This is a genomic window from Streptomyces diversicolor, from assembly GCF_057537855.1.
Window position 1 is genome coordinate 68,798 of record NZ_BAAJXA010000011.1, and the last position, 21,347, is coordinate 90,144.

At 71.5% G+C, this 21,347-nt stretch carries 18 protein-coding genes; 12 read left to right on the forward strand and 6 right to left on the reverse strand.

Annotated elements, in window-relative coordinates; all coding sequences use genetic code 11:
- Nucleotides 1-28: 28 nt before the first annotated feature.
- The gene (locus AC27LF_RS15140; protein WP_479660148.1) at nucleotides 29-1,138 is read right to left on the reverse strand and encodes a DUF4037 domain-containing protein; all 1,110 of its coding nucleotides are present in this window, start codon (nucleotides 1,136-1,138) and stop codon (nucleotides 29-31) included.
- A 280-nt stretch (nucleotides 1,139-1,418) separates the two neighbouring features.
- Between AC27LF_RS15140 and AC27LF_RS15145 the strand changes: the two genes are divergently transcribed.
- Nucleotides 1,419-1,718 carry a hypothetical protein gene (locus tag AC27LF_RS15145; protein ID WP_479660147.1) on the forward strand — a complete coding sequence of 100 codons (300 nt, stop codon included), beginning with the start codon at nucleotides 1,419-1,421 and terminating at the stop codon, nucleotides 1,716-1,718.
- A gap of 100 nt (nucleotides 1,719-1,818) precedes the next feature.
- Here the strand turns inward: AC27LF_RS15145 and AC27LF_RS15150 are convergent, their stop codons facing one another.
- Nucleotides 1,819-2,826 carry an NADP-dependent oxidoreductase gene (locus AC27LF_RS15150; protein WP_479660194.1) on the reverse strand — a complete coding sequence of 336 codons (1,008 nt, stop codon included), beginning with the start codon at nucleotides 2,824-2,826 and terminating at the stop codon, nucleotides 1,819-1,821.
- A 138-nt stretch (nucleotides 2,827-2,964) separates the two neighbouring features.
- On the opposite strand from AC27LF_RS15150, the gene AC27LF_RS15155 reads away from it, so the two are divergent.
- Nucleotides 2,965-3,564 (forward strand): TetR/AcrR family transcriptional regulator, encoded by a 600-nt coding sequence (locus AC27LF_RS15155; RefSeq protein WP_479660146.1) that lies wholly within the window; start codon nucleotides 2,965-2,967, stop codon nucleotides 3,562-3,564.
- Between the two features lie 171 nt (nucleotides 3,565-3,735).
- Here the strand turns inward: AC27LF_RS15155 and AC27LF_RS15160 are convergent, their stop codons facing one another.
- On the reverse strand, nucleotides 3,736-4,086 hold the full coding sequence (locus AC27LF_RS15160) for a DoxX family protein (RefSeq protein WP_479660145.1): 351 nt from the start codon (nucleotides 4,084-4,086) through the stop codon (nucleotides 3,736-3,738).
- Nucleotides 4,087-4,237: 151 nt separating this feature from the next.
- Here AC27LF_RS15160 and AC27LF_RS15165 point away from each other — a divergent pair, with 151 nt between their 5' ends.
- The 4 genes from AC27LF_RS15165 to holA all read left to right on the forward strand — a co-directional run bounded on the left by AC27LF_RS15165 (nucleotide 4,238) and on the right by holA (nucleotide 8,148).
- A complete protein-coding gene (locus tag AC27LF_RS15165) occupies nucleotides 4,238-5,158 on the forward strand; it encodes a LysR family transcriptional regulator (RefSeq protein ID WP_479660144.1) in 921 nt (306 codons plus the stop codon).
- 186 nt (nucleotides 5,159-5,344) lie between these two features.
- Nucleotides 5,345-6,226 carry a YceI family protein gene (locus tag AC27LF_RS15170; protein ID WP_479660143.1) on the forward strand — a complete coding sequence of 294 codons (882 nt, stop codon included), beginning with the start codon at nucleotides 5,345-5,347 and terminating at the stop codon, nucleotides 6,224-6,226.
- A gap of 48 nt (nucleotides 6,227-6,274) precedes the next feature.
- Nucleotides 6,275-6,520, forward strand: a complete 246-nt coding sequence (locus AC27LF_RS15175) for a hypothetical protein (protein WP_479660142.1) — start codon at nucleotides 6,275-6,277, stop codon at nucleotides 6,518-6,520.
- A gap of 638 nt (nucleotides 6,521-7,158) precedes the next feature.
- Nucleotides 7,159-8,148: a DNA polymerase III subunit delta gene (gene holA, locus AC27LF_RS15180; protein ID WP_479660141.1), complete on the forward strand. Its 990-nt coding sequence runs from the start codon at nucleotides 7,159-7,161 to the stop codon at nucleotides 8,146-8,148.
- Nucleotides 8,149-8,419: 271 nt separating this feature from the next.
- Here the strand turns inward: holA and rpsT are convergent, their stop codons facing one another.
- The gene (rpsT, locus tag AC27LF_RS15185; protein ID WP_030172934.1) at nucleotides 8,420-8,686 is read right to left on the reverse strand and encodes a 30S ribosomal protein S20; all 267 of its coding nucleotides are present in this window, start codon (nucleotides 8,684-8,686) and stop codon (nucleotides 8,420-8,422) included.
- A gap of 221 nt (nucleotides 8,687-8,907) precedes the next feature.
- Between rpsT and lepA the strand changes: the two genes are divergently transcribed.
- From lepA to hemW, 4 genes are all read left to right on the forward strand, one after another.
- On the forward strand, nucleotides 8,908-10,776 hold the full coding sequence (gene lepA, locus AC27LF_RS15190; protein ID WP_479660140.1) for a translation elongation factor 4: 1,869 nt from the start codon (nucleotides 8,908-8,910) through the stop codon (nucleotides 10,774-10,776).
- Nucleotides 10,777-11,048: 272 nt separating this feature from the next.
- Entirely contained in the window at nucleotides 11,049-12,920 is a 1,872-nt protein-coding gene (locus AC27LF_RS15195) for an AMP-dependent synthetase/ligase (protein WP_479660139.1), read from the forward strand.
- 427 nt (nucleotides 12,921-13,347) lie between these two features.
- Entirely contained in the window at nucleotides 13,348-15,267 is a 1,920-nt protein-coding gene (locus tag AC27LF_RS15200; RefSeq protein ID WP_479660138.1) for a SpoIIE family protein phosphatase, read from the forward strand.
- Nucleotides 15,268-15,891: 624 nt separating this feature from the next.
- Nucleotides 15,892-17,124, forward strand: a complete 1,233-nt coding sequence (gene hemW, locus AC27LF_RS15205) for a radical SAM family heme chaperone HemW (RefSeq protein WP_479660137.1) — start codon at nucleotides 15,892-15,894, stop codon at nucleotides 17,122-17,124.
- 24 nt (nucleotides 17,125-17,148) lie between these two features.
- Here the strand turns inward: hemW and AC27LF_RS15210 are convergent, their stop codons facing one another.
- Both AC27LF_RS15210 and AC27LF_RS15215 read right to left on the reverse strand, forming a co-directional pair.
- Nucleotides 17,149-17,958, reverse strand: coding sequence for a DUF3097 domain-containing protein (locus tag AC27LF_RS15210; RefSeq protein ID WP_479660136.1), 810 nt, complete (start codon nucleotides 17,956-17,958; stop codon nucleotides 17,149-17,151).
- Between the two features lie 34 nt (nucleotides 17,959-17,992).
- Nucleotides 17,993-18,715, reverse strand: coding sequence for an MBL fold metallo-hydrolase (locus AC27LF_RS15215; RefSeq protein WP_479660135.1), 723 nt, complete (start codon nucleotides 18,713-18,715; stop codon nucleotides 17,993-17,995).
- Nucleotides 18,716-19,037: 322 nt separating this feature from the next.
- Here AC27LF_RS15215 and hrcA point away from each other — a divergent pair, with 322 nt between their 5' ends.
- Together hrcA and dnaJ are read left to right on the forward strand one after the other, a co-directional pair.
- Nucleotides 19,038-20,054 (forward strand): heat-inducible transcriptional repressor HrcA, encoded by a 1,017-nt coding sequence (gene hrcA / locus AC27LF_RS15220; RefSeq protein ID WP_404033288.1) that lies wholly within the window; start codon nucleotides 19,038-19,040, stop codon nucleotides 20,052-20,054.
- Nucleotides 20,055-21,191: a molecular chaperone DnaJ gene (gene dnaJ, locus AC27LF_RS15225; RefSeq protein ID WP_479660134.1), complete on the forward strand. Its 1,137-nt coding sequence runs from the start codon at nucleotides 20,055-20,057 to the stop codon at nucleotides 21,189-21,191.
- Nucleotides 21,192-21,347 lie beyond the last annotated feature (156 nt).

Consider the following 21,347-nt stretch of genomic DNA (forward strand, 5'->3'; position numbering starts at 1 on the left):
CGGCTCGGCGAAGGGAGCTGATCTAACTTCACTCTGATGTGAGAGCGCGTGCCGCGGCCTGCAGGGCCTGGGGCCGGTTGAGCAGGTCAGTGCTGTCTGCCCACTGGTCCACGCTTCCCACAAGTGCCGACGTCCGAAGATCCGGGTCCGTGACCGTCGCCGCGAGAGCCTGCGCGAAACGTTCGGCGCGCAGCACCTGGAACGGGCGCGAGTGGTAGGGCCGCCGCCTCGGGTCCACCGGCGTGTTGAGTCCGGACGCGTTCTGCAAGGCAGCGACGGACTCATAGGCGTCGCACAGGTGCGCCTCACGGGTCCGGTGGTCTGTCGCCGCCAGCGCGGCACGAAGAGTCGGCTTGAGCGACTTCGCCGAAGGGAGTTGGTTGAAGGCGCTGCCGAGCCACTTGCCGTAGGGGGCGTAGCGGCGCTCCAGCAGCAGGCAGAGGCGCATCAGATCACGCACCAGACGAGCGGCTACGACGGCCGACCCGATGTCGTCACCGACTTCCGCGCAGCGTCCCACGAACGCTTCTTCCTGCGAGATGCGTTGCCACTGGCAGGCCAGCAGATACCGCCATACCTGGCCCGGATACCACTCCAGCCGCCGCCGGACGTCGGTGAGAGTACCGAGCCCGTCATGGAACACCGCCCCACCCGTGGCCTCGGCGAGCCGCTGCTGCGGCATTGCCAGCCATTCAGGAGTGGTCAGCTCCGCACCGGCGGAACGCACTCCGAGCCGCGCGGAAAACCATCCGTCCACGTCGTACACGGCCACGCGATGGTTGACCGGGCCGTCGGTCACCTGCATACGCCCGACGGGATCCAGTGGATCGTCGCTCTCCTCGAAGTGGGTGGGCCAGCCCCGAACGTGCTTCGGCAGCTCATGAGCCAAGGTGCGGCGGATCGCGGCACCGTGCTGCGCCTTGTCCTCGGCCGTCAGGAAGATCTCCAGCCGCGGGCCCCACTCATGATCTGCGGACCGCGGTGTGTCGAAGCCCAGCACTTCAGAACCGCTGCCGATCCGAGCGGCCGCGTGTCGCAGCCCGGGAAACGCATCCCGGAGGATCGGCTCCACCGCCTCCTCGTAGAAGACCTCAGACAGCTCGATGCCAGGCATGAACGGGGCTCCGGAGATCGTCATGGCCCCACTGTGCTGGACGCGCTCACCCGTGACCACCGGTTATCCGCACCGCCGGCGACCACGTACGGGCTCCGCGTCCCGGGCAGCCGGGCTACGACCGGTTCGACCGGGCGCCTGGGACCGTCGCGCAGAGAAGCGACCGCCGCGCTGTGGGTGGGCGAATGCGCATGCCCGGAGCAAGTTTCTTTCAAGGTTTGGCCAAGGCCGGGCAGGCACTTTGGAGTGGCGGTCCAGGGCGGTGAGGTCTCGCCGCTACGACTTTTGACCAGGGGAGTTGTACATGAAGCGTCTGTTCGCGAGTGCGGCCGTCGTCATGGCCACCGTCGGGGCGGGGCTCGCCACCACCGCGACCGAATCGTCCGCGGCACCCACCTCCACGGCCATATCGGCTGCGGGCCACGTGACCACCACACGGGACTTTCTGAAGGCGCCGGGGCCGGCGGTGCTCTATGGCAGGTACTCGACCCTGTCCGAGTGCACCAGCGTGGGCGCCAACGGGGAGTTCCACGGCCGGTGGCTGAGCTGGTGGTGCTATGACAACAGGCCCATCGACGTGCAGCTCTGGGTGGTGTACAGCTGACGGGGACGCGGGACATGGGAGCCGGTCGGAGTGGGTTCTTCGACCGGCTTCTTCCTTCTTGCCTCGCGGTACCCAAAGGCAGCGGTGCCCCAAGGGCGTTCTAGGCGGCGGTGAGTGCGATCTTGCCCTGGATGTGGCCTCGGGCGGCGCGTTCGTGGGCCGCTCGGGCCTGTGCGAGCGGGAACATGCTGTCCACCGCGACGCGCACCGTGCCCGCGTCGAGCAGGCGACCCAGTTCGGCGAGCTGCGCGCCGTTCGAGCGGACCTGGGCGCTTGAGACCGTGACGCCCAGCTTCGCGGTCTCCTCTTCGTCGAAGTCCCCGGGAAACACGGGGAACTGGGCGCCGCCGCGCTTGAGCGTGCGCAGGAAGCGACTGCTGTGCGGGCCACCGACGGTGTCGAGCACGAGGTCGACATCGTGCACGAGCTCTTCGGGCCGGCTCTTGGTGTAGTCGATGAACTGGTCGGCGCCGAGTTCGCGCAGGAACGCCTCATGCCCGCCCGACGCCACCGCGATGACCCGTGCGCCCTTCCATTTCGCCAGCTGAACGGCGAAGTGCCCCACGCCGCCCGCGGCGCCGTTGATGAGCACCGTCGTGCCGGCGTCGAGCGCCGTCGGGCGATGCGGCGCCGCCTGGAAGGGCGACGGGTGATCGTGTCCCAGCTCGATCAGGAACTGCCACGCCGTCAGCCCTGCCATGGGCGCCCCGGCGGCGTGCACGTGGTCGATGCCGGCCGGCTTGCGAGCGAGGTCCGCCGCGGGCGCGGCCACGTACTCGGCGTATGCGCTGCCGTCGAAGCTGGGAAAACGCAGAAGGCCGAAGACTTCATCACCTACGGCGAGGCCGTCCACGTCCGCGGCGACGGCCTCGACGACGCCGGACACGTCCGTCCCCGGAATCACCGGCAGGCTGACCGTCGATTCCGACCCGGGCATCCTGGTCAGCCCGCCGCGCAGGTACCAGTCCGGAGGATTGACACCGACCGCGTGCACGCGAACGAGCACCTCGCCCGGCCCCGGTTCGGGGATCGGCACCTCGTCGTAGCGCAGCACCTCGGGGCCGCCGTGCTCATGCAACCGGATCGCCCTCATCGTGTGGGTCGGCATCGCCTTCTCCTGTCCCCGCCGTGGGATTACGCTTAACGGATCAGTGATCCAAATTATCCGGATCAGTGATCCGAGAATACGGATCACTGATCCGGTGAGTCAAGCCGATCGCTCAAGCCGGACAGCCGAGAGGGACAGATGCGGGCCGACGCCAGGAAGAACCACGACCACCTGCTCGCCGTTGCGGGCGCCGTCATCGCCGAGCAGGGCGCCGACACCTCCCTGCGGGACATCGCACGCAGGGCCGGCGTGGGGCTCGCGACGCTGTTCCGTCACTTCCCGACGCGCGAGGCGCTGCTCGACGCCCTGCTCCGCACGAACTTCGACGAGCTGACGGCGAAGGCGGCCGAACTCGAAACGTCGAGCACGCCCGAGGACGCTCTCGTCTCGTGGCTGCGGGACTGCGTCGCGTGGACAACCGAGTACCGAGGCGTGACCGTGCTGATGGCGGCCGCCATCGAGGACACCGAATCCGCGCTCCACGCTTCGTGCGTCACCCTGCGCGCGGCAGGTGCGCGGCTCCTGGACCGCGCCCAGGCGGCGGGCGTGGCGCGGAGCGATATCGACGGCGCCGATCTCTTCGCGCTGGTGGCCATGCTCGCGTGGCTCGGCGATCAGCCCGCGCTCGCGCCACGCGCCGGTCATCTCTTCGACGTCGTCGCGAGCGCGATCCTGACGAATCCGGCGAGCGCCGATGCCCGGGAGGCGCGGTCCTCGGGCGCTGAGCAGGCCCAGTGAAGTCCGCTGCGGTGCGACAGCGCCCCGAAGGGGCGCGGGGCTGTGTCGATATGCGGCTTGGCCGCGATGGGGTCCCCCCTGTTCGAGCGGAGCCGAGAACTTGGGGGAGCGACCAGCCATGACGGTGCCGCGGACGACCGACGGCAGATCGCGGCATTTCCAGCGGAGCGCTCAGTGGCTGACGGCGAGGGCGAGGGCGGTGGCGGCGAGGGCGAGGTAGCCGAGGGGGAAGGCGATGTTGTGGTAGACGCGCAGGCGGACGTGTGCGGCGACGGCGCCGACGAAGAACAGCACGAGTCCCACCGCCGATGCCACGCCGAGGGGCCGGGCGCCGAGAAGCCCGAGCAGCAGTCCGGCCGCCCCGGCGGCCTTGGCCGCGGCGAGCCACGGGAGCCAGGGCCGCGGCAGACCCACCTCGGCCGAGTTGGCGAGGACGAACCCGGCCCCCAGGAGGTCCGCGAGGGCGATCCCGGCGTTGGCCGCGATCGCGACGACGGTGACGATCACATAGGCGGTGGACATGTATGCCTCCCCTGTAGGCCGAGCACATCGTGAGGGCGGGCCGGGGCGCCGGTGGCGCGGAGGCCGGCGGCCCGACCCCTGCCCGCTTGTCGCGACCAGCCTTGTAGATCTCCGGTTTGGCGTCCAATACCTGCATCTATAACCTGAAAGAATGGATGTGGACACCCGGCTGCTGCGCTCCTTCGTCGCCGTGGCGGACACGGGGAGCCTGACGCGTGCGGCGGAGCGCCTGTTCCTCTCCCAGCCGGCCCTGACCAAGCAGATCAAGCAGTTGGAGACCCGGCTCGGGGTACGGCTGTTCACCCGGTCCCGGGCCGGGATGAGCCTCACCGCGCCGGGCCGCACCCTGGCGGCGCGCGCTCCGGCGCTGCTGGCCGACTGGGACCGGCTGCTGCGGGAGACCAAGGGCACGGCCGACCGGGCGGCCCGTGTTCTGCGGGTCGGCTTCATGGCCAGCGCCGCCAACGAGGCGACCCAGCGCATCGTCGCGGAGTTCGCCCGCCGCCGGCCGGGCTGGCGGGCCGACATGCGACAGGCCGCCTGGTCGGACCCGACCGCGGGGCTCGCCGACGGCGACACGGACGTCGCCCTGCTGCGGCTGCCCTTCCCGGGACAGGACGACCTGCGGCTCGCGGTGCTCTTCAGCGAGCCGCGCTGGATCGCGCTGCCCGCGGGACACCCCCTCAGCGGGCGCGATCCGATCCCCTTCCGGGACCTGTGGGACGAGCCGTTCGTGGCGGCACCCCCGGAATCCGGTGCCTGGCGTGACTACTGGCTGGCCGCCGACGAACGCGAGGGCCACCCGGTCCGCATCGGCGCCGTCACCGACCGGCCCGACGACTGGCTCAGCGCGATCGCCAACGGCTACGGCATCGCCCTCGCCCCGGAGTCCGCCGCCCGTTACTACGCACGCCCGGGCATCGTCTACCGCCCGGTCAGCGGCGTCAGCCCCAGCCGGGTCGCCGTCGCCTGGGCCCCCGCCGACGACACCGACCCGGTCGTCCAGGACTTCGTACGGTCCTGTCTGGTCACCAGACCCCCGCAGGGCGAGGGGAGTTTCCCTGTGGGTTGACTGTGCGAAATAGGAACCTGCTTGGCTAATTCGGTTCACAGACGGTCAGTTGATGTCAGTTGTACGCAGTCCCATCACATGTGCTGGATTCCCGCGATGTGGGCGCGTGTTGCCTCGAAAGCCGCATCAGTGATCGAATGCTTCTTCGGCAACTGTTTGATGTCGAGGCGCACAGAGGTGTCGTAGATGTTCGGCCGCTGGCTGGGAAACCGAACCAACCGGGTGCACCGGGCGAGCCCGCTCGCGGCGGTCAAGACCCCACCCGACGCGGGAGTGCTCAGCTGCCGCGTCCTCGACCCGGTCCACGAACCGGTCGCGCACGCGGAGTTCGCGGTCAGCGACGCCATGGGGCGCACGGTGGTCACCGGCGGAACGGACCCCTACGGGTCGTTCGTGACGACGGTGCCGGCCGGCGAGTACCGGCTCGCGGTCTCCGCGGAGGGCTACGCGCCCTACCGGGCGACCACGCTGGTCGGCGAGAACTCGCTGGCCTCGCTGGGCGATGTGACGCTCCAGGTGGCCCCGGGACCGGATCTGCCGGCGCCGGGCGACTGGGAGATCGAACCGACGCATTCCTCGATCGGCTTCACCGCGCGGCACATCGGACTGGCCCGGATCCACGGGCGGTTCAACACCTTCGCCGGGGCGGTGCGGATCGCCGATCCGGTGGAGCAGTCCGCGATGCACGTGGTGATCGACGCGGCGTCCATCGACACGAACGTGCGGATGCGCGACGACCATCTGCGCTCGGCGGACTTCCTCGACGTGCAGCGCTTTCCGACGCTGGAGTTCTACAGCGAGCGGTGTGTGCACCGGGGCGGCAGCCGATGGGCCGTCACCGGCGCGCTGTCGCTGCACGGTGTGACGCGTACGGTCACCCTCGACACCGAATACCTCGGGCTCGGCAACGGGATGGAGGGCGAGGTGCGGGCCGCCTGCCGGGCCAGGACGGAACTGCACCGGGACGACTTCACCGTGAGCTGGCAGACGATGCTGGCGCGGGGCATCGCCGTGGTCGGGCCCAGCATCAAGATCGACCTGGATGTGCAGCTCGTGCCCAAGAGCTGACGTGCGCCCCGGTGCTCCGGTGGGGCCGGGCTGCCGGACAATGGCTCCGTGAGCGATGTGAGACATGTGCTGGTGCTGCCCGACCGCGATGCCGCGCGGGAGGTGGCGCAGGCGCTCGCGGAACGGTTCGCCGTCGCGGAGGAGCCTCAGCTGGTGCGGGACGCACTGGCCGGCGAGGACGACGCCGAGGACGCGCAGTGGCTCGTCGTTCTGCGGGACGCGGAGAACCGGCTGGACCCGGCGGAACTGGACACGCTCGCGGCACAGTGGGACGGCTGGCGCGAGGAGCCGTAGCCCCCGGGGCTTGCCGCACGCGACGCGTTGACAACCCCCACCGGCCTACGACGCCCACCCCTGACACCACTGGCGCCTCCCGCCGCTTCTCGACACCGACCGGCGGCGTCGCCACCGACGGCTCCAGACACCCGGTTCGAACGGCAGTCGCGCCCTGATTCCCGACACCTGGTTCCCACGGCACTTGTGCCCAGACGTCCGCCACCGGGCCCCGGTGGCGTCTGCGCCCCGGCACCCAGAACCGACGGCATCGGCCCCCCATTTCGGCCTCCGGCACCCCACACCAGGCATCAGGCCCCGGCCCCGCAGCCTTGGCCTCGGCCTCGGGGGTCCGCCTTCCGCCGTCTTGGCCTGGGCTCCTGGTACCCGGTCCCGTTTTCCGCCGTCCCTGCATCAGCTCCTGGCGCCCCGAATCCGACATCCGGCCCCCGCCGCTTCGACCCAGGCCCGGCACCCGACCCCCCGCCGCCTGCACCGGCCCCGCCGCCTGCACTCCTGGCCTACGCTCCTGGCCCTCCCATATCCGGCTCCGCCGCCCACGCCCCGGCCTCGCCACCCACGCCCCCGGCTTCGGTGCCTGGCGCCTCTGAAGCCGCTCTACGTCCGCGTTGTCAGTGGTGCGTGCGATGCTTGGTGCGATGGCCAGAAAGACCGCTCAAGACGACCCTCTCGCCCCGGTGACGCTTGCCGTGGGCCAGGAGGACCTCCTGCTCGACCGTGCCGTGCGGGAGGTGGTGGCCGCCGCCCGGGCCGCCGACGCCGACACGGACGTACGTGACCTGACACCGGACCAGCTACAGCCCGGCACGCTCGCCGAGCTGACCAGCCCGTCGCTCTTCGCGGAGCGCAAGGTCGTGGTCGTACGCAACGCGCAGGATCTTTCGGCCGACACCATCAAGGACGTGAAGGCATATCTGGGGGCGCCGGCCGAGGAGATCACGCTCGTGCTGCTGCACGCGGGCGCAGCCAAGGGCAAGGGGCTGCTCGACGCCGCGCGCAAGGCGGGGGCGCGGGAGGTGGCCTGCCCGAAGATGACCAAGCCGGCGGACCGACTCGCCTTCGTACGAGGCGAGTTCCGCACCCTCGGCCGGTCGGCGACGCCCGAGGCGTGCCAGGCGCTGGTCGACGCGATCGGCAGCGATCTGCGGGAACTGGCGTCCGCGGCGGCGCAGTTGGTCGCGGACGTCGAGGGGACGATCGACGAGGCCGTCGTCGGGCGGTACTACACGGGCCGGGCCGAGGCGTCGAGCTTCACGGTGGCGGACCGGGCCGTCGAGGGGCGTACGGCGGAGGCGCTGGAGGCGCTGCGCTGGTCGCTGGCGACCGGGGTCGCTCCGGTGCTGATCACCAGTGCGCTGGCGCAGGGCGTGCGGGCGATCGGAAAGCTGTCGTCGGCGCGGGGCGGGCGGCCCGCCGACCTCGCCCGGGAGCTGGGGATGCCGCCGTGGAAGATCGACCGGGTGCGGCAGCAGATGCGCGGGTGGACGCCCGACGGGGTGGCGGCGGCCCTGCGGGCGGTGGCCGAGGCGGACGCCGGAGTGAAGGGAGGCGGGGACGATCCCGAGTACGCGTTGGAGAAAGCGGTGGTGACCATCGCCCGAGCGGCACGCTCAAGAGGCCGCGGCTGAGCAGGCCCGGCGAAGACCCTCGCGTTTCGACAGCGCCCCGAAGGGGCGCGGGGCTGTGCCGATCCGACAGAGCGCTTGGCCCATCCCGGACAGCCGGAGGCCCCGCCGTCCGGCCCTGGGGAAGGGCGGGGCGGCGGGGCCCACGGATCGAGCAGCTTGAGTCCGTACCCGCGTGGCGAACGCAGGCCGCGTACGGAACTCGGGGTGCCGGTCGGGGGCGGATGAGAGAGGGCCCGCTCTTGGTCCTTCCGGCGGTCAAGTCGGGGCTGACTCAGCCCTTGAGGGACGCGACCTTGGTGGCCAGGGCCGACTTCTTGTTGGCGGCCTGGTTCTTGTGGATGACGCCCTTGGAGACGGCCTTGTCGAGCTGGCGCGCGGCGGCGCGCTGGTACTCGGTGGCCTTCTCGACGTCACCCGCGGCAGCGGCCTCGCGGGCCTTGCGGATCGCGGTCTTCAGGGAGGACTTGACGGCCTTGTTGCGCAGCCGGGCCTTCTCGTTGGTCTTGATCCGCTTGATCTGGGACTTGATGTTCGCCACGAATGAGCCTTTTCAGGTTCTGGTACGGGCCCCCAACGGGTCCCGTACCGATGATCTCTTGGGACGTGCCCCGCGCCGAGCGGGCATGAGGCACAGCCACTCACGGTACCAGTGGCCCCGCGGCCAGCCCAAACCCGTGCACGGTCCCCGCCCGTGGGACCATGGAGGCTACGTATCGATCCGACCCGAGGCATAAGGCGCCTCAAGAGACAGGACCCTGCGTGCCCGCGACCCCTAACAATGTGCCCGAGCCGAGCCGTACCGCCCCGGCTCTGATCCGCAACTTCTGCATCATCGCGCACATCGACCACGGCAAGTCCACGCTCGCCGACCGGATGCTCCAGCTGACCGGCGTGGTCGAGCAGCGGCAGATGCGTGCTCAGTATCTCGACCGCATGGACATCGAGCGTGAGCGTGGCATCACGATCAAGTCCCAGGCGGTGCGTCTGCCGTGGGCCCCGAGCCACGACCCGGGCAACACGCACATCCTCAACATGATCGACACCCCTGGGCACGTCGACTTCACGTACGAGGTCTCACGGTCGCTCGCCGCCTGTGAGGGGACCATCCTCCTCGTGGACGCCGCCCAGGGCATCGAGGCGCAGACCCTCGCCAACCTGTATCTGGCGATGGAGAACGACCTCACGATCATCCCGGTGCTGAACAAGATCGACCTGCCGGCCGCGCAGCCGGAGAAGTTCTCCGAGGAACTGGCGAACCTGGTCGGCTGCGAGCCCGGCGACGTGCTGAAGGTCTCCGCCAAGACCGGCCTCGGCGTGGAGGCGCTGCTGGACAAGGTGGTCGCCGAGATCCCGGCCCCGGTCGGCGTCGAGGACGCTCCCGCCCGCGCCATGATCTTCGACTCGGTCTACGACTCCTACCGCGGTGTCGTGACCTACGTCCGGGTCGTCGACGGTCAGCTCAACAAGCGCGAGCGGATCCGGATGATGTCCACCGGCGCCACCCACGAGCTGCTGGAGATCGGCGTCAACTCGCCCGAGATGCTGCCGGCCGACGGGCTCGGCGTGGGCGAGGTGGGCTATCTCATCACCGGCGTGAAGGACGTCCGCCAGTCCAAGGTCGGTGACACGATCACCAGCCAGTCCAAGGGCGCCACCGAGGCGCTGGGCGGCTACAAGGACCCGAAGCCGATGGTCTTCTCGGGCCTTTATCCGCTGGACGGCTCCGACTATCCCGACCTGCGCGAGGCCCTGGACAAGCTGCAGCTCAACGACGCCGCGCTGGTCTATGAGCCGGAGACCTCGGCCGCCCTCGGCTTCGGCTTCCGCGTCGGCTTCCTCGGCCTGCTGCACCTCGACGTGATCCGGGAGCGCCTGGAGCGCGAGTTCGGGCTCGATCTGATCGCCACCGCCCCCAACGTGGTCTACCGCGTGATCATGGAGGACGGCTCCGAGCATGTCGTGACCAACCCGAGCGAGTTCCCCGAGGGCAAGATCGAGGAGGTGTACGAGCCGGTCGTACGGGCCACGATCCTCGCGCCCACCGAGTTCATCGGCGCGATCATGGAGCTGTGCCAGACCCGGCGCGGCACCCTGCTCGGCATGGACTATCTGTCCGAGGACCGCGTCGAGATCCGCTACACGCTGCCGCTCGCGGAGATCGTCTTCGACTTCTTCGACCAGCTGAAGTCCAAGACCCGCGGCTATGCCTCGCTCGACTACGAGCCCACCGGCGAGCAGAGCAGTTCCCTGGTGAAGGTCGACATCCTGCTGCACGGCGACAAGGTCGACGCCTTCTCGGCGATCACCCACAAGGACCAGGCGTACGCGTACGGGGTGCGGCTGGTCGCCAAGCTCAAGGAGCTGATCCCGCGGCAGAACTTCGAGGTGCCGGTGCAGGCGGCCATCGGCTCCCGGGTCATCGCCCGCGAGACCATCCGCGCCATCCGCAAGGACGTCCTCGCCAAGTGCTACGGCGGTGACATCTCCCGTAAGCGGAAGCTGCTGGAGAAGCAGAAGGAAGGCAAGAAGCGGATGAAGATGGTGGGTTCCGTGGAGGTTCCGCAGGAGGCGTTCATCGCCGTGCTGTCCAGCGATGACAGCGCGGGGTCGGGCAAGGGCAAGAAGTAACCCCGGCCGCGGCCGGGTCCGCCGGCAAACCGGGACCAACGGGGGTCCGTCGTGTGAAAGTGCGGCGGGCCCCTACGCGTGCGTAAGGTCGCTCTCTGTAGGAAGTGACAGGCCGCCGCCCCTTACGCGTCGGCGGACCGGGCTCTACCCTGATCTCTGCTCGATAGTTACTCGCGGGTTAAACAACGCCGGGCGGCGGCCCGGACGCGCGGCCCGCGGGTGCACCAAGACGCACTGAGCCAGCCGCACCGTCGCGGGCCCCGGAGGATGTCGTGAGCGACACACAGACACTGATCGAGAACCGTCCGCCGTCCGTGGCGAACCTGTTCCTGGAGCGCGTCGCGGCCACACCGGACGCCGAGGCATACCGCTACCCGGTGCCCCCCGCAGGCCAGGGCCCGGACGAGTGGAAGTCGCTGAGCTGGGCGCAGGCGGCCGAACGGGTCTACGCGATCGCCGCGGGCCTGATCGAGCTGGGCATCGAGCCCGAGCAGCGGGTCGCGCTCGCCTCCTCGACCCGGGTCGAGTGGATCCTCGCCGACCTCGGCATCCTGTGCGCCGGCGCCGCCACCACGACCGTCTATCCGCAGACCAACGCCGACGAGTCGGCGTTCATCCTCTCCGACTCCGGGAGCCGGGTCCTGATCGCCGAGGACGCCGCCCAGCTCGCCAAGGTGGAGGAGAAGCGCGCCGAACTGCCCGACCTCACCCATGTGGTGGTGCTGGACGCGGCCGGCGTCGAGACCGGCGACAAGGTGCTCACCCTGGCCGAGCTGGAGCAGCGCGGCGCCGACCGTCTGGAGAAGAACCCCGAGCTGGTCAAGGACCGGGTCGCGGCGATCGCCGGCGACCAGCTGGCCACCCTCATCTACACCTCCGGCACCACCGGCCGCCCCAAGGGCGTGCGGCTGCCGCACGACAACTGGTCGTACATGGCGAAGGCGATCGCCGCGACCGGGCTGATCGGCGCCGAGGACGTGCAGTACCTGTGGCTGCCGCTGGCGCACGTCTTCGGCAAGGTGCTCACCTCCGGCCAGATCGAGGTCGGTCATGTCACCGCGGTGGACGGCCGCGTCGACAAGATCATCGAGAATCTGCCGGTCGTGCAGCCGACGTATATGGCCGCCGTGCCGCGCATCTTCGAGAAGGTCTACAACGGCGTCGCGGCCAAGGCCCGCGCCGGCGGCGCCGCCAAGTACCGGATCTTCCAGTGGGCGGCCCAGGTCGCCCGGGAGTACGCCAAGGCCAGCCAGGACACCTTCCGGCGCACCGGCACCGCCGGCGCGCCGTTCGGCCTGACCGCCAGGCACAAGGTCGCCGACGCGCTCGTCTACGCCAAGATCCGCGAGGCATTCGGCGGCAGGCTGCGTGCCTGCGTGTCCGGTTCGGCCGCGCTCGCGCCGGAGATCGGCTACTTCTTCGCCGGCGCAGGCATCCACATCCTGGAGGGCTACGGCCTCACCGAGTCATCGGCGGCCTCCTTCGTCAACCCCGGCGAGGCATACCGCACCGGCACGGTCGGCAAGCCGCTGCCCGGCACGGAGGTGCGGATCGCGGAGGACGGCGAGATCCTGCTGCGCGGCCCCGGCATCATGCAGGGCTACCACAACCTGCCCGAGAAGACCGCCGAGGTGCTGGAGCCCGACGGCTGGTTCCACACGGGCGACATCGGCGAGCTGTCCCCCGACGGCTATCTGCGCATCACCGACCGCAAGAAGGACCTGATCAAGACGTCCGGCGGCAAGTACATCGCGCCCGCCGAGGTCGAGGGCCAGTTCAAGGCGGTCTGCCCGTACGTCTCCAACATCCTCGTGCACGGCGCCGACCGGAACTTCTGCACCGCGCTCATCGCCCTCGACGAGGCCGCCATCCTGGAGTGGGCGAAGGAGAACGGCCTGGCGGACAAGTCGTACGCCGATGTCGTGGCCGCGCCCGCGACGGTCGCCCTCATCGACGGGTATGTCAAGGAGCTGAACGAGGGGCTGCAGCGGTGGCAGACCATCAAGAAGTTCCGGCTGCTGCCCCGCGACCTGGACGTCGAGCACGGTGAGATCACGCCGAGCCTGAAGCTGAAGCGGCCCGTGGTGGAACGGGAGTACAAGCATCTGATCGACGAGATGTACGACGGCACGCGCGAGGCATAGCCCGTGCGCCGGCCCCCGCGCCGCGGGCCCCGGGCGGGGCACGGGAGGCGACTGGCTTGGGTGGGGGATCGTGGGGCCGGTGGCCTCGGTGCGGGAACTCGGAAGTGACCGGCCCGGGGTGGGGTGTCATGGGGGTCATGGGCTCCGGTGCGGACCGGCGGGCGGCCGGGGGCGGGCGGCTCGGGTGGGGGCGCGCGCGGCAGCGGCCCGCGGAGGGGGCGTGGACGCTCGGTGTCCCGCCCCCTTCGCGGTTGTGGCCGTTTCTGTCCGACTTCGAGCACACCCGTCGCATCCGTAGCACGGTTCTCCCGCAAGGCGGGCCAGTTCGGTAACTCGGTGCATATGGACGCGATCCGTCTGTCACCCTGTCCGCAACGGCTGAGGACTGCCCGAGGCCTGACCGACCGAACCGCTCGGGGAGCTGGCAATGGGGGCCATACCGATGCAATGGGAGACCGTTTCCCATGGCTTCGAGCCGTCCGCGCATCCGATCGCGCCCGCGCACGAAGGCGCGCAGGAGGGCGCGGACCCGCGCACCCGGTCGCGCGCGACCCTGCCCGGCAGCCCCCTCGCGCCCAGCGCCGCCCGGGCGCTGGTGGGCAGCGCGCTCGCGGAGTGGGCCGAACTCGGCCGCATGACCTGTGCGCGGCTCGCCGACGACGTGATGATCGTGGTCAGTGAACTCGTCACCAACGCCGTCGTCCACGCGGGCACCGCGGTGGAACTGGTCTGCCGGCTGGAGGACGACGGCGCCGTCGTCGTCGAGGTCGGCGACCGCCACCCCTCGCGCGCGCCGCGCGACAGCGTGGCCGAATCGCCGTACGAGGTCCCGGAGTACGGGCGGGGACTGCGCCTCGTCGCCACGCTCGCCGAGTCCTGGGGGGTCACCTACCGCAGGGGCGCCAAGACGGTGTGGGCGCGGCTTTACGCACAGGAAGGGCCGGCGCCCGACGGGTTCGAGACGTACACCGAAGTACGCGAACTGGCCGTCGCCGAGGTCCTCGCGCCCGAGCCCCACCGGGCCGGGCGGGGCCGCGACTGGCTCGGCCGCGGCGCGCTGTCCTTCCTGGCCGAGGCGTCCGACCTGCTCGCCGGGCAGCTCGACGAGGGCCTGGTCGCCGCGCTCACCGGGCAGCTGATCGTGCCCCGGCTCGCCGACTGGTGCGCGGTGTGGCTGGAGGACGAGTCCACCGTCCGCGGCGGCTGGGCGGACGGCACCGGCCTGGCCGGACCGCGGCTGTCCCGCGTCTGGCACGCCAGCGAGAACCACATCGAGGAACTGCGCCGCAGGCTGGAGAAGGAGCCGCCACGCCCCCGGGAGGGCCTGCGCTCCGGACCCGAGCCCTACCCGTGGCCCGCCGAAGCCCTCGGACCGTGGTCCGGCGACGGCGCGGCGCTCGCCTACCGGCTGATCGCGGGCGGCCGGCCGCTGGGCACACTGGTCATCGGGCGGTCCGGCCTCGACCGCTTCCCCGACGAGATCACCGGACTCGTCGAGGACCTGGCCCGCCGCGTGGCCCTCGCCATCGGCGCGGCCCGCCAGTACGCGCGGCAGGCCACCATCAGCGCCGTCCTCCAGCGCGGGCTGCTGCCCGGCGCGGTCGCCGAGATCCCGGGGATGCGCAGCGCGCTCGTCTACGAGCCGTGCGACCAGGGCGGACCGAGCGGCGACTTCTACGACCTGTTCCCGGCCGGCGACGGCCGCTGGTGCTTCGCGGTCGGCGACGTGCAGGGCAAGGGCCCCGAGGCCGCCGTGGTGATCGGCCTGGCCCGCCCCTGGCTGCGGCTGCTGGCCCGCGAGGGCTACCAGGTCGCCGACGTCCTCGACCGGCTCAACCAGCTCCTGCTGGACGACGCGACGGAGGCCGCGGACGCGGCGGCCCGCGCGCTGGTCGCGGCCGGTGCCCGGCCCGCGGGGCCCGGTGACGGCCCGCAGAACCGATTCCTGTCCCTCCTCTACGGCGAACTGGTCCCCTTCGACGGCGGCGTCCGTTGCACCCTCGCCTCGGCCGGTCATCCGCTGCCGCTGGTCCTGCGGCCCGACGGCGACGTCCGTACGGCGGCGCAGCCGCAGACGCTGCTCGGTGTCATCGAGGACGCCACGTACACCAGCGACACCATCGAGCTGCGGCCGGGCGACAGCCTGCTGTGCGTCACCGACGGGGTGACCGAGCGCCGCTGCGGCTCACGCCAGCTCGACGACGGCGACGGGCTCGCGCGGGCGCTGGCCGACTGCGCCGGGCTGAGCGCCGAGCTGATCGCGGAGCGCATCAGAAGGCTGGTGCACGACTTCGGCGACCAGCCCCCGGAAGACGACCTCGCCTTACTGGTACTCCAGACGGAATGACCGACCGGCCCGAGCGGCTGTGCGGCACGCCCGCCCGCCGACGGACCGACCCCGGGCCGGCTGGGGGACACACCGACGCTTGAACGGGGAACCGCAGGCCAGGACGGGGACCGCGAGGGAAAGGGCTGGGCAATCGCGGGGCGCCCGGCCTCGGTACGGGAACTCGGAGGTGACCGGGCCGGGTGGGGTGTCGTGGGGGCATGGGCTCGGGTATCGACCGGCGGCGGCCGGGGCGGGAGGCTCGGGTGGGGGCGTGGGCCACGGGCCCGGGCGGAGGCTCCGGCGCGATGTCGCCCGGTCGCGGGGCCACGGGCCCGGGCGGGGATCGCGGAGCCAAAGGCCCCGGCGGGGGCCCTGGGCTGTCGGCCCGGGTGGGGGCGTGGGGTCATCGGCCTCGGTGCGGAGATCCGGAGATGATGGCCCGGTGCGGAGTCGTAGGGCCGAGCGGGGACCGGGAGGCGACTGGCCTCGGTGCGGGAAGGTGTCGATGTGCGGCTCCGCCGCGATGGGGGTCCTCCCTGTTCGAGCGGAGCCGAGAACTTGGGGGAGCGACTGTTCCACGACGGCGCGGCAGCCACATGACACCGCGGCAGGCGTGGTGGTGGGGTGCTGGAGAATGGGGGTATGCCTTCCGCTCTTCCCGATGGTGAGCCCGTGCCCGGTGACGGCGCGTTGCCCGCGTCCGCGCTCCTGGGGGCCGCCGGCCGGCCCCTCGGGTTCTATCTGCACGTCCCGTACTGCGCGACCCGCTGCGGATACTGCGACTTCAACACCTACACCGCCACCGAACTGCGCGGCACGGGCGGAGTGCTCGCCTCCCGGGAGAACTACGCGGACACCCTGGTGGACGAGATCCGCCTGGCCCGCAAGGTGCTCGGCGACGACCCCCGCGAGGTGCGCACGGTCTTCGTCGGCGGCGGCACGCCGACCCTGCTGGCCGCCGACGACCTGGTGCGGATGCTGGGCGCGATCCGCGCCGAGTTCGGGCTCGCCGCGGACGCGGAGATCACGACGGAGGCGAACCCCGAGTCCGTCGACCCGGCCTATCTCGCCACCCTGCGGGAGGGCGGCTTCAACCGGATCTCCTTCGGCATGCAGAGCGCCCGGCGGCACGTGCTGAAGATCCTCGACCGCACCCACACCCCGGGCCGCCCGCAGGCGTGCCTCGCGGAGGCGCGGGCGGCGGGGTTCGAGCATGTGAACCTGGACCTGATCTACGGCACGCCGGGGGAGTCGGACGACGACTGGCGGGCATCGCTCGACGCGGCGCTCGGCGCGGGCCCCGACCACATCAGCGCGTACGCCCTGATCGTCGAGGAGGGCACGCAACTCGCCCGCCGCATCCGCCGCGGCGAGATCCCGATGACCGACGACGACGTCCACGCGGACCGCTATCTGATCGCGGAGGAGACCCTGGCCGCGGCGGGCTTCGACTGGTACGAGGTGTCCAACTGGGCCACGTCGGCGGCCGGCCGCTGCCTGCACAACGAGCTGTACTGGCGCGGCGCCGACTGGTGGGGCGCGGGCCCCGGCGCGCACTCCCACGTGGGTGGGGTGCGCTGGTGGAACGTGAAGCATCCGGGGGCGTACGCGGCGGCCCTGGCCGCGGGCCGCACGCCCGGCGCCGGTCGGGAGATCCTGTCCGAAGAGGACCGCCGTGTGGAGCGGATCCTGCTGGAACTGCGGCTGCGCGAGGGCGTACCCCTCGACCTCCTCCGGGAGGCGGGCCTCGCGGCCTCGCGCCGGGCACTGACGGACGGGCTGCTGGAGCGGGAGCCGTACGAGACGGGGCGCGCGGTGCTCACGCTGCGGGGGCGGTTGCTGGCGGACGCGGTGGTACGGGACCTGGTGGACTGATCCCGGCGGACGCGGAGGCCCCCGTCAGACGTCACCGGCGGCCGTGACGAAGTCGATCAGTTCTTCCACCCGGCCCAGCAGTTCCGGCTCCAGGTCCTTGTAGGACCGTACGCGCGACAGGATCTGCTGCCACGCCGCGCCCGTGTTGTCCGGCCAGCCGAGCGCCCGGCACACGCCCGTCTTCCAGTCCTGGCCATGCGGCACTTTCGGCCATCCGGCGATGCCCAGGGACGACGGCTTGACCGCCTCCCAGATGTCGATGTAGGGGTGACCGACGACCAGCGCGTGCTCGCTGGTCACCGACTCGGCGATGCGCCACTCCTTGGTGCCGGGGACCAGATGGTCCACCAGGACGCCGAGCCGCGCGTCCGGACCCGGCGCGAACGAGGCCACGATGGCCGGCAGGTCGTCCACGCCCTCCAGGTACTCCACGACGACGCCCTCGACGCGCAGATCGTCGCCCCACACCCTCTCGACCAGTTCCGCGTCGTGCCGGCCCTCGACGTAGATCCGCCCGGCGCGGGCCACGCGCGCGCGTGCGCCGGGGACGGCGACCGAACCTGACGCCGTACGGGTGGGCCGTACCGGAGCCGCCGCCGGGCGCACCAGCGTCACCGTCCGGCCCTCCAGCAGGAAGCCGCCCGGCTCCAGCGGGAAGACACGGTGCTTGCCGAAGCGGTCCTCCAGGGTGACCGTGCCCGCCTCGCAGCGGATCACCGCGCCGCAGAAGCCGCTGCCGGGCTCCTCCACCACCAGGCCGGGATCGGCCGGGACCTCGGGGACGGGCCGGGGCTTCTTCCACGGCGGGGTCAGGTCCGGTGAGTACTGGCGCATTCGGATGACGATAGGAGAAAGCGCGAGCGGACGATCACGACACGCCGAAACGCGCGGCCAGCGCGTCCCGCTGCCCGCGGACGAACGCCGCGTCCACCACCGCCCCGTGACCGGGCACGTACAGCGCGTCCGGGCCGCCCAGGGCGAGCAGCCGGTCGACGGCGGCGGGCCAGCGGGACGGTACGGCGTCGGGGCCCGCCTGCGGCTCCCCTGACTCCTCGACCAGATCGCCGCAGAAGACGACCGCCGGCTCGCCGGGGACCAGCACCGCCAGGTCATGGGCGGTGTGACCGGGGCCCACGTCCGCCAGCAGCACCCGCCGGCCGCCGCCCAGGTCCAGCGCCCGCTCGCCGCTGACCGGGTGGCCGGGCCGGGCCAGGGCGCGCGCCGCCTCGGCCGCGAGCCGTGCGTCCAGGCCGTTGCGGACCGCGTCCCGGCGCAGTCCGTCCCGCTCACGGGCGAACACCGCGTCCATGCCGGCCGCGGCGTACACCTCGGCCCCCGCGAACTCCGCGGCGCCGAAGACATGGTCGAAGTGGGGATGGGTGAGCGCGAGATGGGTCACACCGCGGCCGGCGATCCGCTCGGCCGCCGCGCGCAGCCGGGCGCCCTCCGCGAGGCTCGACCCGGCGTCCACGACGAGCGCCGCGCTCGCCCCGAGGACCAGTCCGGCCGTACAGTCCCAGCCCGGCAGCCGGCACCGCCCCACCCCGGGCGCCAACCGCTCCCAGCCCGTCTCTTCCCAAGTCGCCGTCATACGGCGACGCTAAGCGCTCCGCTGGGCATGCCGCGATATGCCGTCGGTCGTCTGCGGCACCGTCGTGGCTGGTCGCGCCCGCGCGGCGGAGCCGCATATCAGTACAGCCCCGCGCCCCTTCGGGGCGCTGTCGAACCGCAGCGGACTTCACTGGACCTGCTCAGCGCCGGGAGCCGCCGGGCACGATCCGCCGGGACCGGCCTTGCCCGGGGTGTACCCCACGGCCGTACACTGGGGCGGGGAAGCTGGCACTCGCCTGCTCAGAGTGCCAGGCGAAGGACCCGAAGGGCCGCGGGGACGACTTGCTGGAGGTGGACGCGCGATGCTGAGCGAACGCAGGCTCCAGGTGCTGCGTGCCATCGTCCAGGACTATGTCGGCACCGAGGAGCCGGTGGGTTCCAAGGCGCTCACCGAGCGGCACAACCTCGGCGTCTCCCCGGCCACGGTCCGTAACGACATGGCCGCCCTGGAGGACGAGGGGTTCATCGCCCAGCCGCACACCAGCGCGGGGCGGATCCCCACCGACAAGGGCTACCGGCTGTTCGTGGACAAGCTGGCCGGCGTCAAGCCGATGACCGCGCCCGAGCGGCGCGCCATCCAGAACTTCCTCGACGGCGCCGTCGACCTCGACGACGTCGTGACGCGGACGGTGCGGCTGCTCGCGCAGCTGACCCGGCAGGTCGCCATCGTGCAGTACCCGTCCCTGACCCGCTCGACCGTGCGGCATGTGGAACTGCTCTCGCTCGCCCCCGCGCGCGTGATGCTCGTGCTGATCACGGACACCGGCCGGGTCGAGCAGCGGATGGTCGACTGCCCGGTGCCGTTCGGCGAGACGTCCCTGGCGGATCTGCGTGCGCGGCTCAACAGCCGGGTCGCGGGCCGCCGCTTCACGGACGTGCCGAACCTGGTCGAGGATCTGCCGGATGCCTTCGAGGCCGAGGACCGCGGTACGGTCTCGGCGGTGCTCTCCACCCTCCTGGAGACACTGGTCGAGGAGAACGAGGAGCGGCTGATGATCGGCGGCACCGCCAATCTGACCCGCTTCGGACATGACTTTCCCCTCACGATCCGGCCGGTCCTGGAGGCGCTTGAGGAGCAGGTGGTGCTCCTCAAGCTGCTGGGCGAGGCCAAGGATCCGGGCGTGATGGTGCGTATCGGCCATGAGAACGCCCATGAGGGACTCAACTCCACGTCCGTGGTGTCGGTCGGCTACGGTTCGGGCGGCGAGGCAGTCGCCAAGCTCGGCGTGGTCGGACCGACCCGCATGGATTACCCGGGAACGATGGGAGCGGTACGCGCAGTGGCACGGTACGTCGGACAGATCCTGGCGGAGTCGTAGGTGGCCACGGACTATTACGCCGTTCTCGGCGTGCGCCGCGACGCGTCGCAGGATGAGATCAAGAAGGCATTCCGGCGGCTCGCGCGCGAGCTGCACCCGGACGTCAACCCCGATCCGAAGACGCAGGAGCGCTTCAAGGAGATCAACGCCGCCTACGAGGTGCTGTCGGACCCGCAGAAGAAGCAGGTCTACGACCTCGGCGGCGATCCCCTCTCGCAGTCCGGCGGCGCCGGCGCGGGCGGCTTCGGGGCCGGCGGCTTCGGCAACTTCTCCGACATCATGGACGCGTTCTTCGGCACGGCGTCGCAGCGCGGGCCGCGCTCGCGCACCCGGCGCGGCCAGGACGCCATGATCCGTATCGAGGTCGAGCTGGACGAGGCGGCCTTCGGTACGACGAAGGACATCCAGGTCGACACGGCCGTCGTCTGCAAGACCTGCAACGGCGAGGGCGCGGCGCCGGGCACCACGGCCCAGACGTGTGACATGTGCCGCGGGCGCGGTGAGGTGTCGCAGGTGACGCGGTCCTTCCTGGGCCAGGTCATGACCTCGCGCCCGTGCCCGCAGTGCCAGGGCTTCGGCACGGTCGTGCCGACGCCGTGCCCGGAGTGCGCGGGCGACGGCCGGGTGCGTTCGCGCCGGACCCTGACGGTGAAGATCCCGGCCGGTGTCGACAACGGCACCCGCATCCAGCTCGCCGGCGAGGGCGAGGTCGGCCCCGGCGGCGGGCCCGCCGGCGATCTGTACGTCGAGATCCACGAGCTGCCGCACCCCACCTTCCAGCGCCGCGGCGACGATCTGCACTGCACGGTGACGATCCCGATGACCGCGGCGGCCCTCGGCACGAAGGTGCCGCTGGAGACGCTGGACGGCCTGGAGGAGGTCGACATCCGTCCGGGCACCCAGTCCGGCCAGTCGATCCCGCTGCACACCCGGGGCGTGACCCATCTGCGGGGCGGCGGCCGGGGCGACCTCATCGTGCATGTCGAGGTGCAGACACCGACCAAGCTCGACCCCGAGCAGGACCGCCTGCTGCGCGAACTGTCCAAGCTGCGCGGCGAGGAACGCCCCCAGGGCCAGTTCCAGCCGGGACAGCAGGGTCTGTTCTCGCGGCTGAAGGACGCGTTCAACGGCCGCTGACGCCGGCTTGCCGGGGGCCCGGTGCGGCCCCCGGGGCGGGCGCTTTCGGACCCGGGGTGACGGCTGCTGTTCCGCCGGGTGACGGGTGCCTTCCGAGGGTGCTGGGGCGTCGGTTGCCGGGGGAGTATGCCAAGCGGAGGCCGGTTTCGGACTTGT

Bases quoted from the DNA above. Each gene is read 5' to 3' on its own strand.
- AC27LF_RS15140 (WP_479660148.1), bottom strand. From the start codon at position 1,138: ATGACGATCTCCGGAGCCCCGTTCATGCCTGGCATCGAGCTGTCTGAG.
- AC27LF_RS15145 (WP_479660147.1), top strand. From the start codon at position 1,419: ATGAAGCGTCTGTTCGCGAGTGCGGCCGTCGTCATGGCCACCGTCGGG.
- AC27LF_RS15150 (WP_479660194.1), bottom strand. From the start codon at position 2,826: ATGCCGACCCACACGATGAGGGCGATCCGGTTGCATGAGCACGGCGGC.
- AC27LF_RS15155 (WP_479660146.1), top strand. From the start codon at position 2,965: ATGCGGGCCGACGCCAGGAAGAACCACGACCACCTGCTCGCCGTTGCG.
- AC27LF_RS15160 (WP_479660145.1), bottom strand. From the start codon at position 4,086: ATGTCCACCGCCTATGTGATCGTCACCGTCGTCGCGATCGCGGCCAAC.
- AC27LF_RS15165 (WP_479660144.1), top strand. From the start codon at position 4,238: ATGGATGTGGACACCCGGCTGCTGCGCTCCTTCGTCGCCGTGGCGGAC.
- AC27LF_RS15170 (WP_479660143.1), top strand. From the start codon at position 5,345: ATGTTCGGCCGCTGGCTGGGAAACCGAACCAACCGGGTGCACCGGGCG.
- holA (WP_479660141.1), top strand. From the start codon at position 7,159: ATGGCCAGAAAGACCGCTCAAGACGACCCTCTCGCCCCGGTGACGCTT.
- AC27LF_RS15200 (WP_479660138.1), top strand. From the start codon at position 13,348: ATGGGGGCCATACCGATGCAATGGGAGACCGTTTCCCATGGCTTCGAG.
- hemW (WP_479660137.1), top strand. From the start codon at position 15,892: ATGCCTTCCGCTCTTCCCGATGGTGAGCCCGTGCCCGGTGACGGCGCG.
- AC27LF_RS15210 (WP_479660136.1), bottom strand. From the start codon at position 17,958: ATGCGCCAGTACTCACCGGACCTGACCCCGCCGTGGAAGAAGCCCCGG.
- AC27LF_RS15215 (WP_479660135.1), bottom strand. From the start codon at position 18,715: ATGACGGCGACTTGGGAAGAGACGGGCTGGGAGCGGTTGGCGCCCGGG.
- hrcA (WP_404033288.1), top strand. From the start codon at position 19,038: ATGCTGAGCGAACGCAGGCTCCAGGTGCTGCGTGCCATCGTCCAGGAC.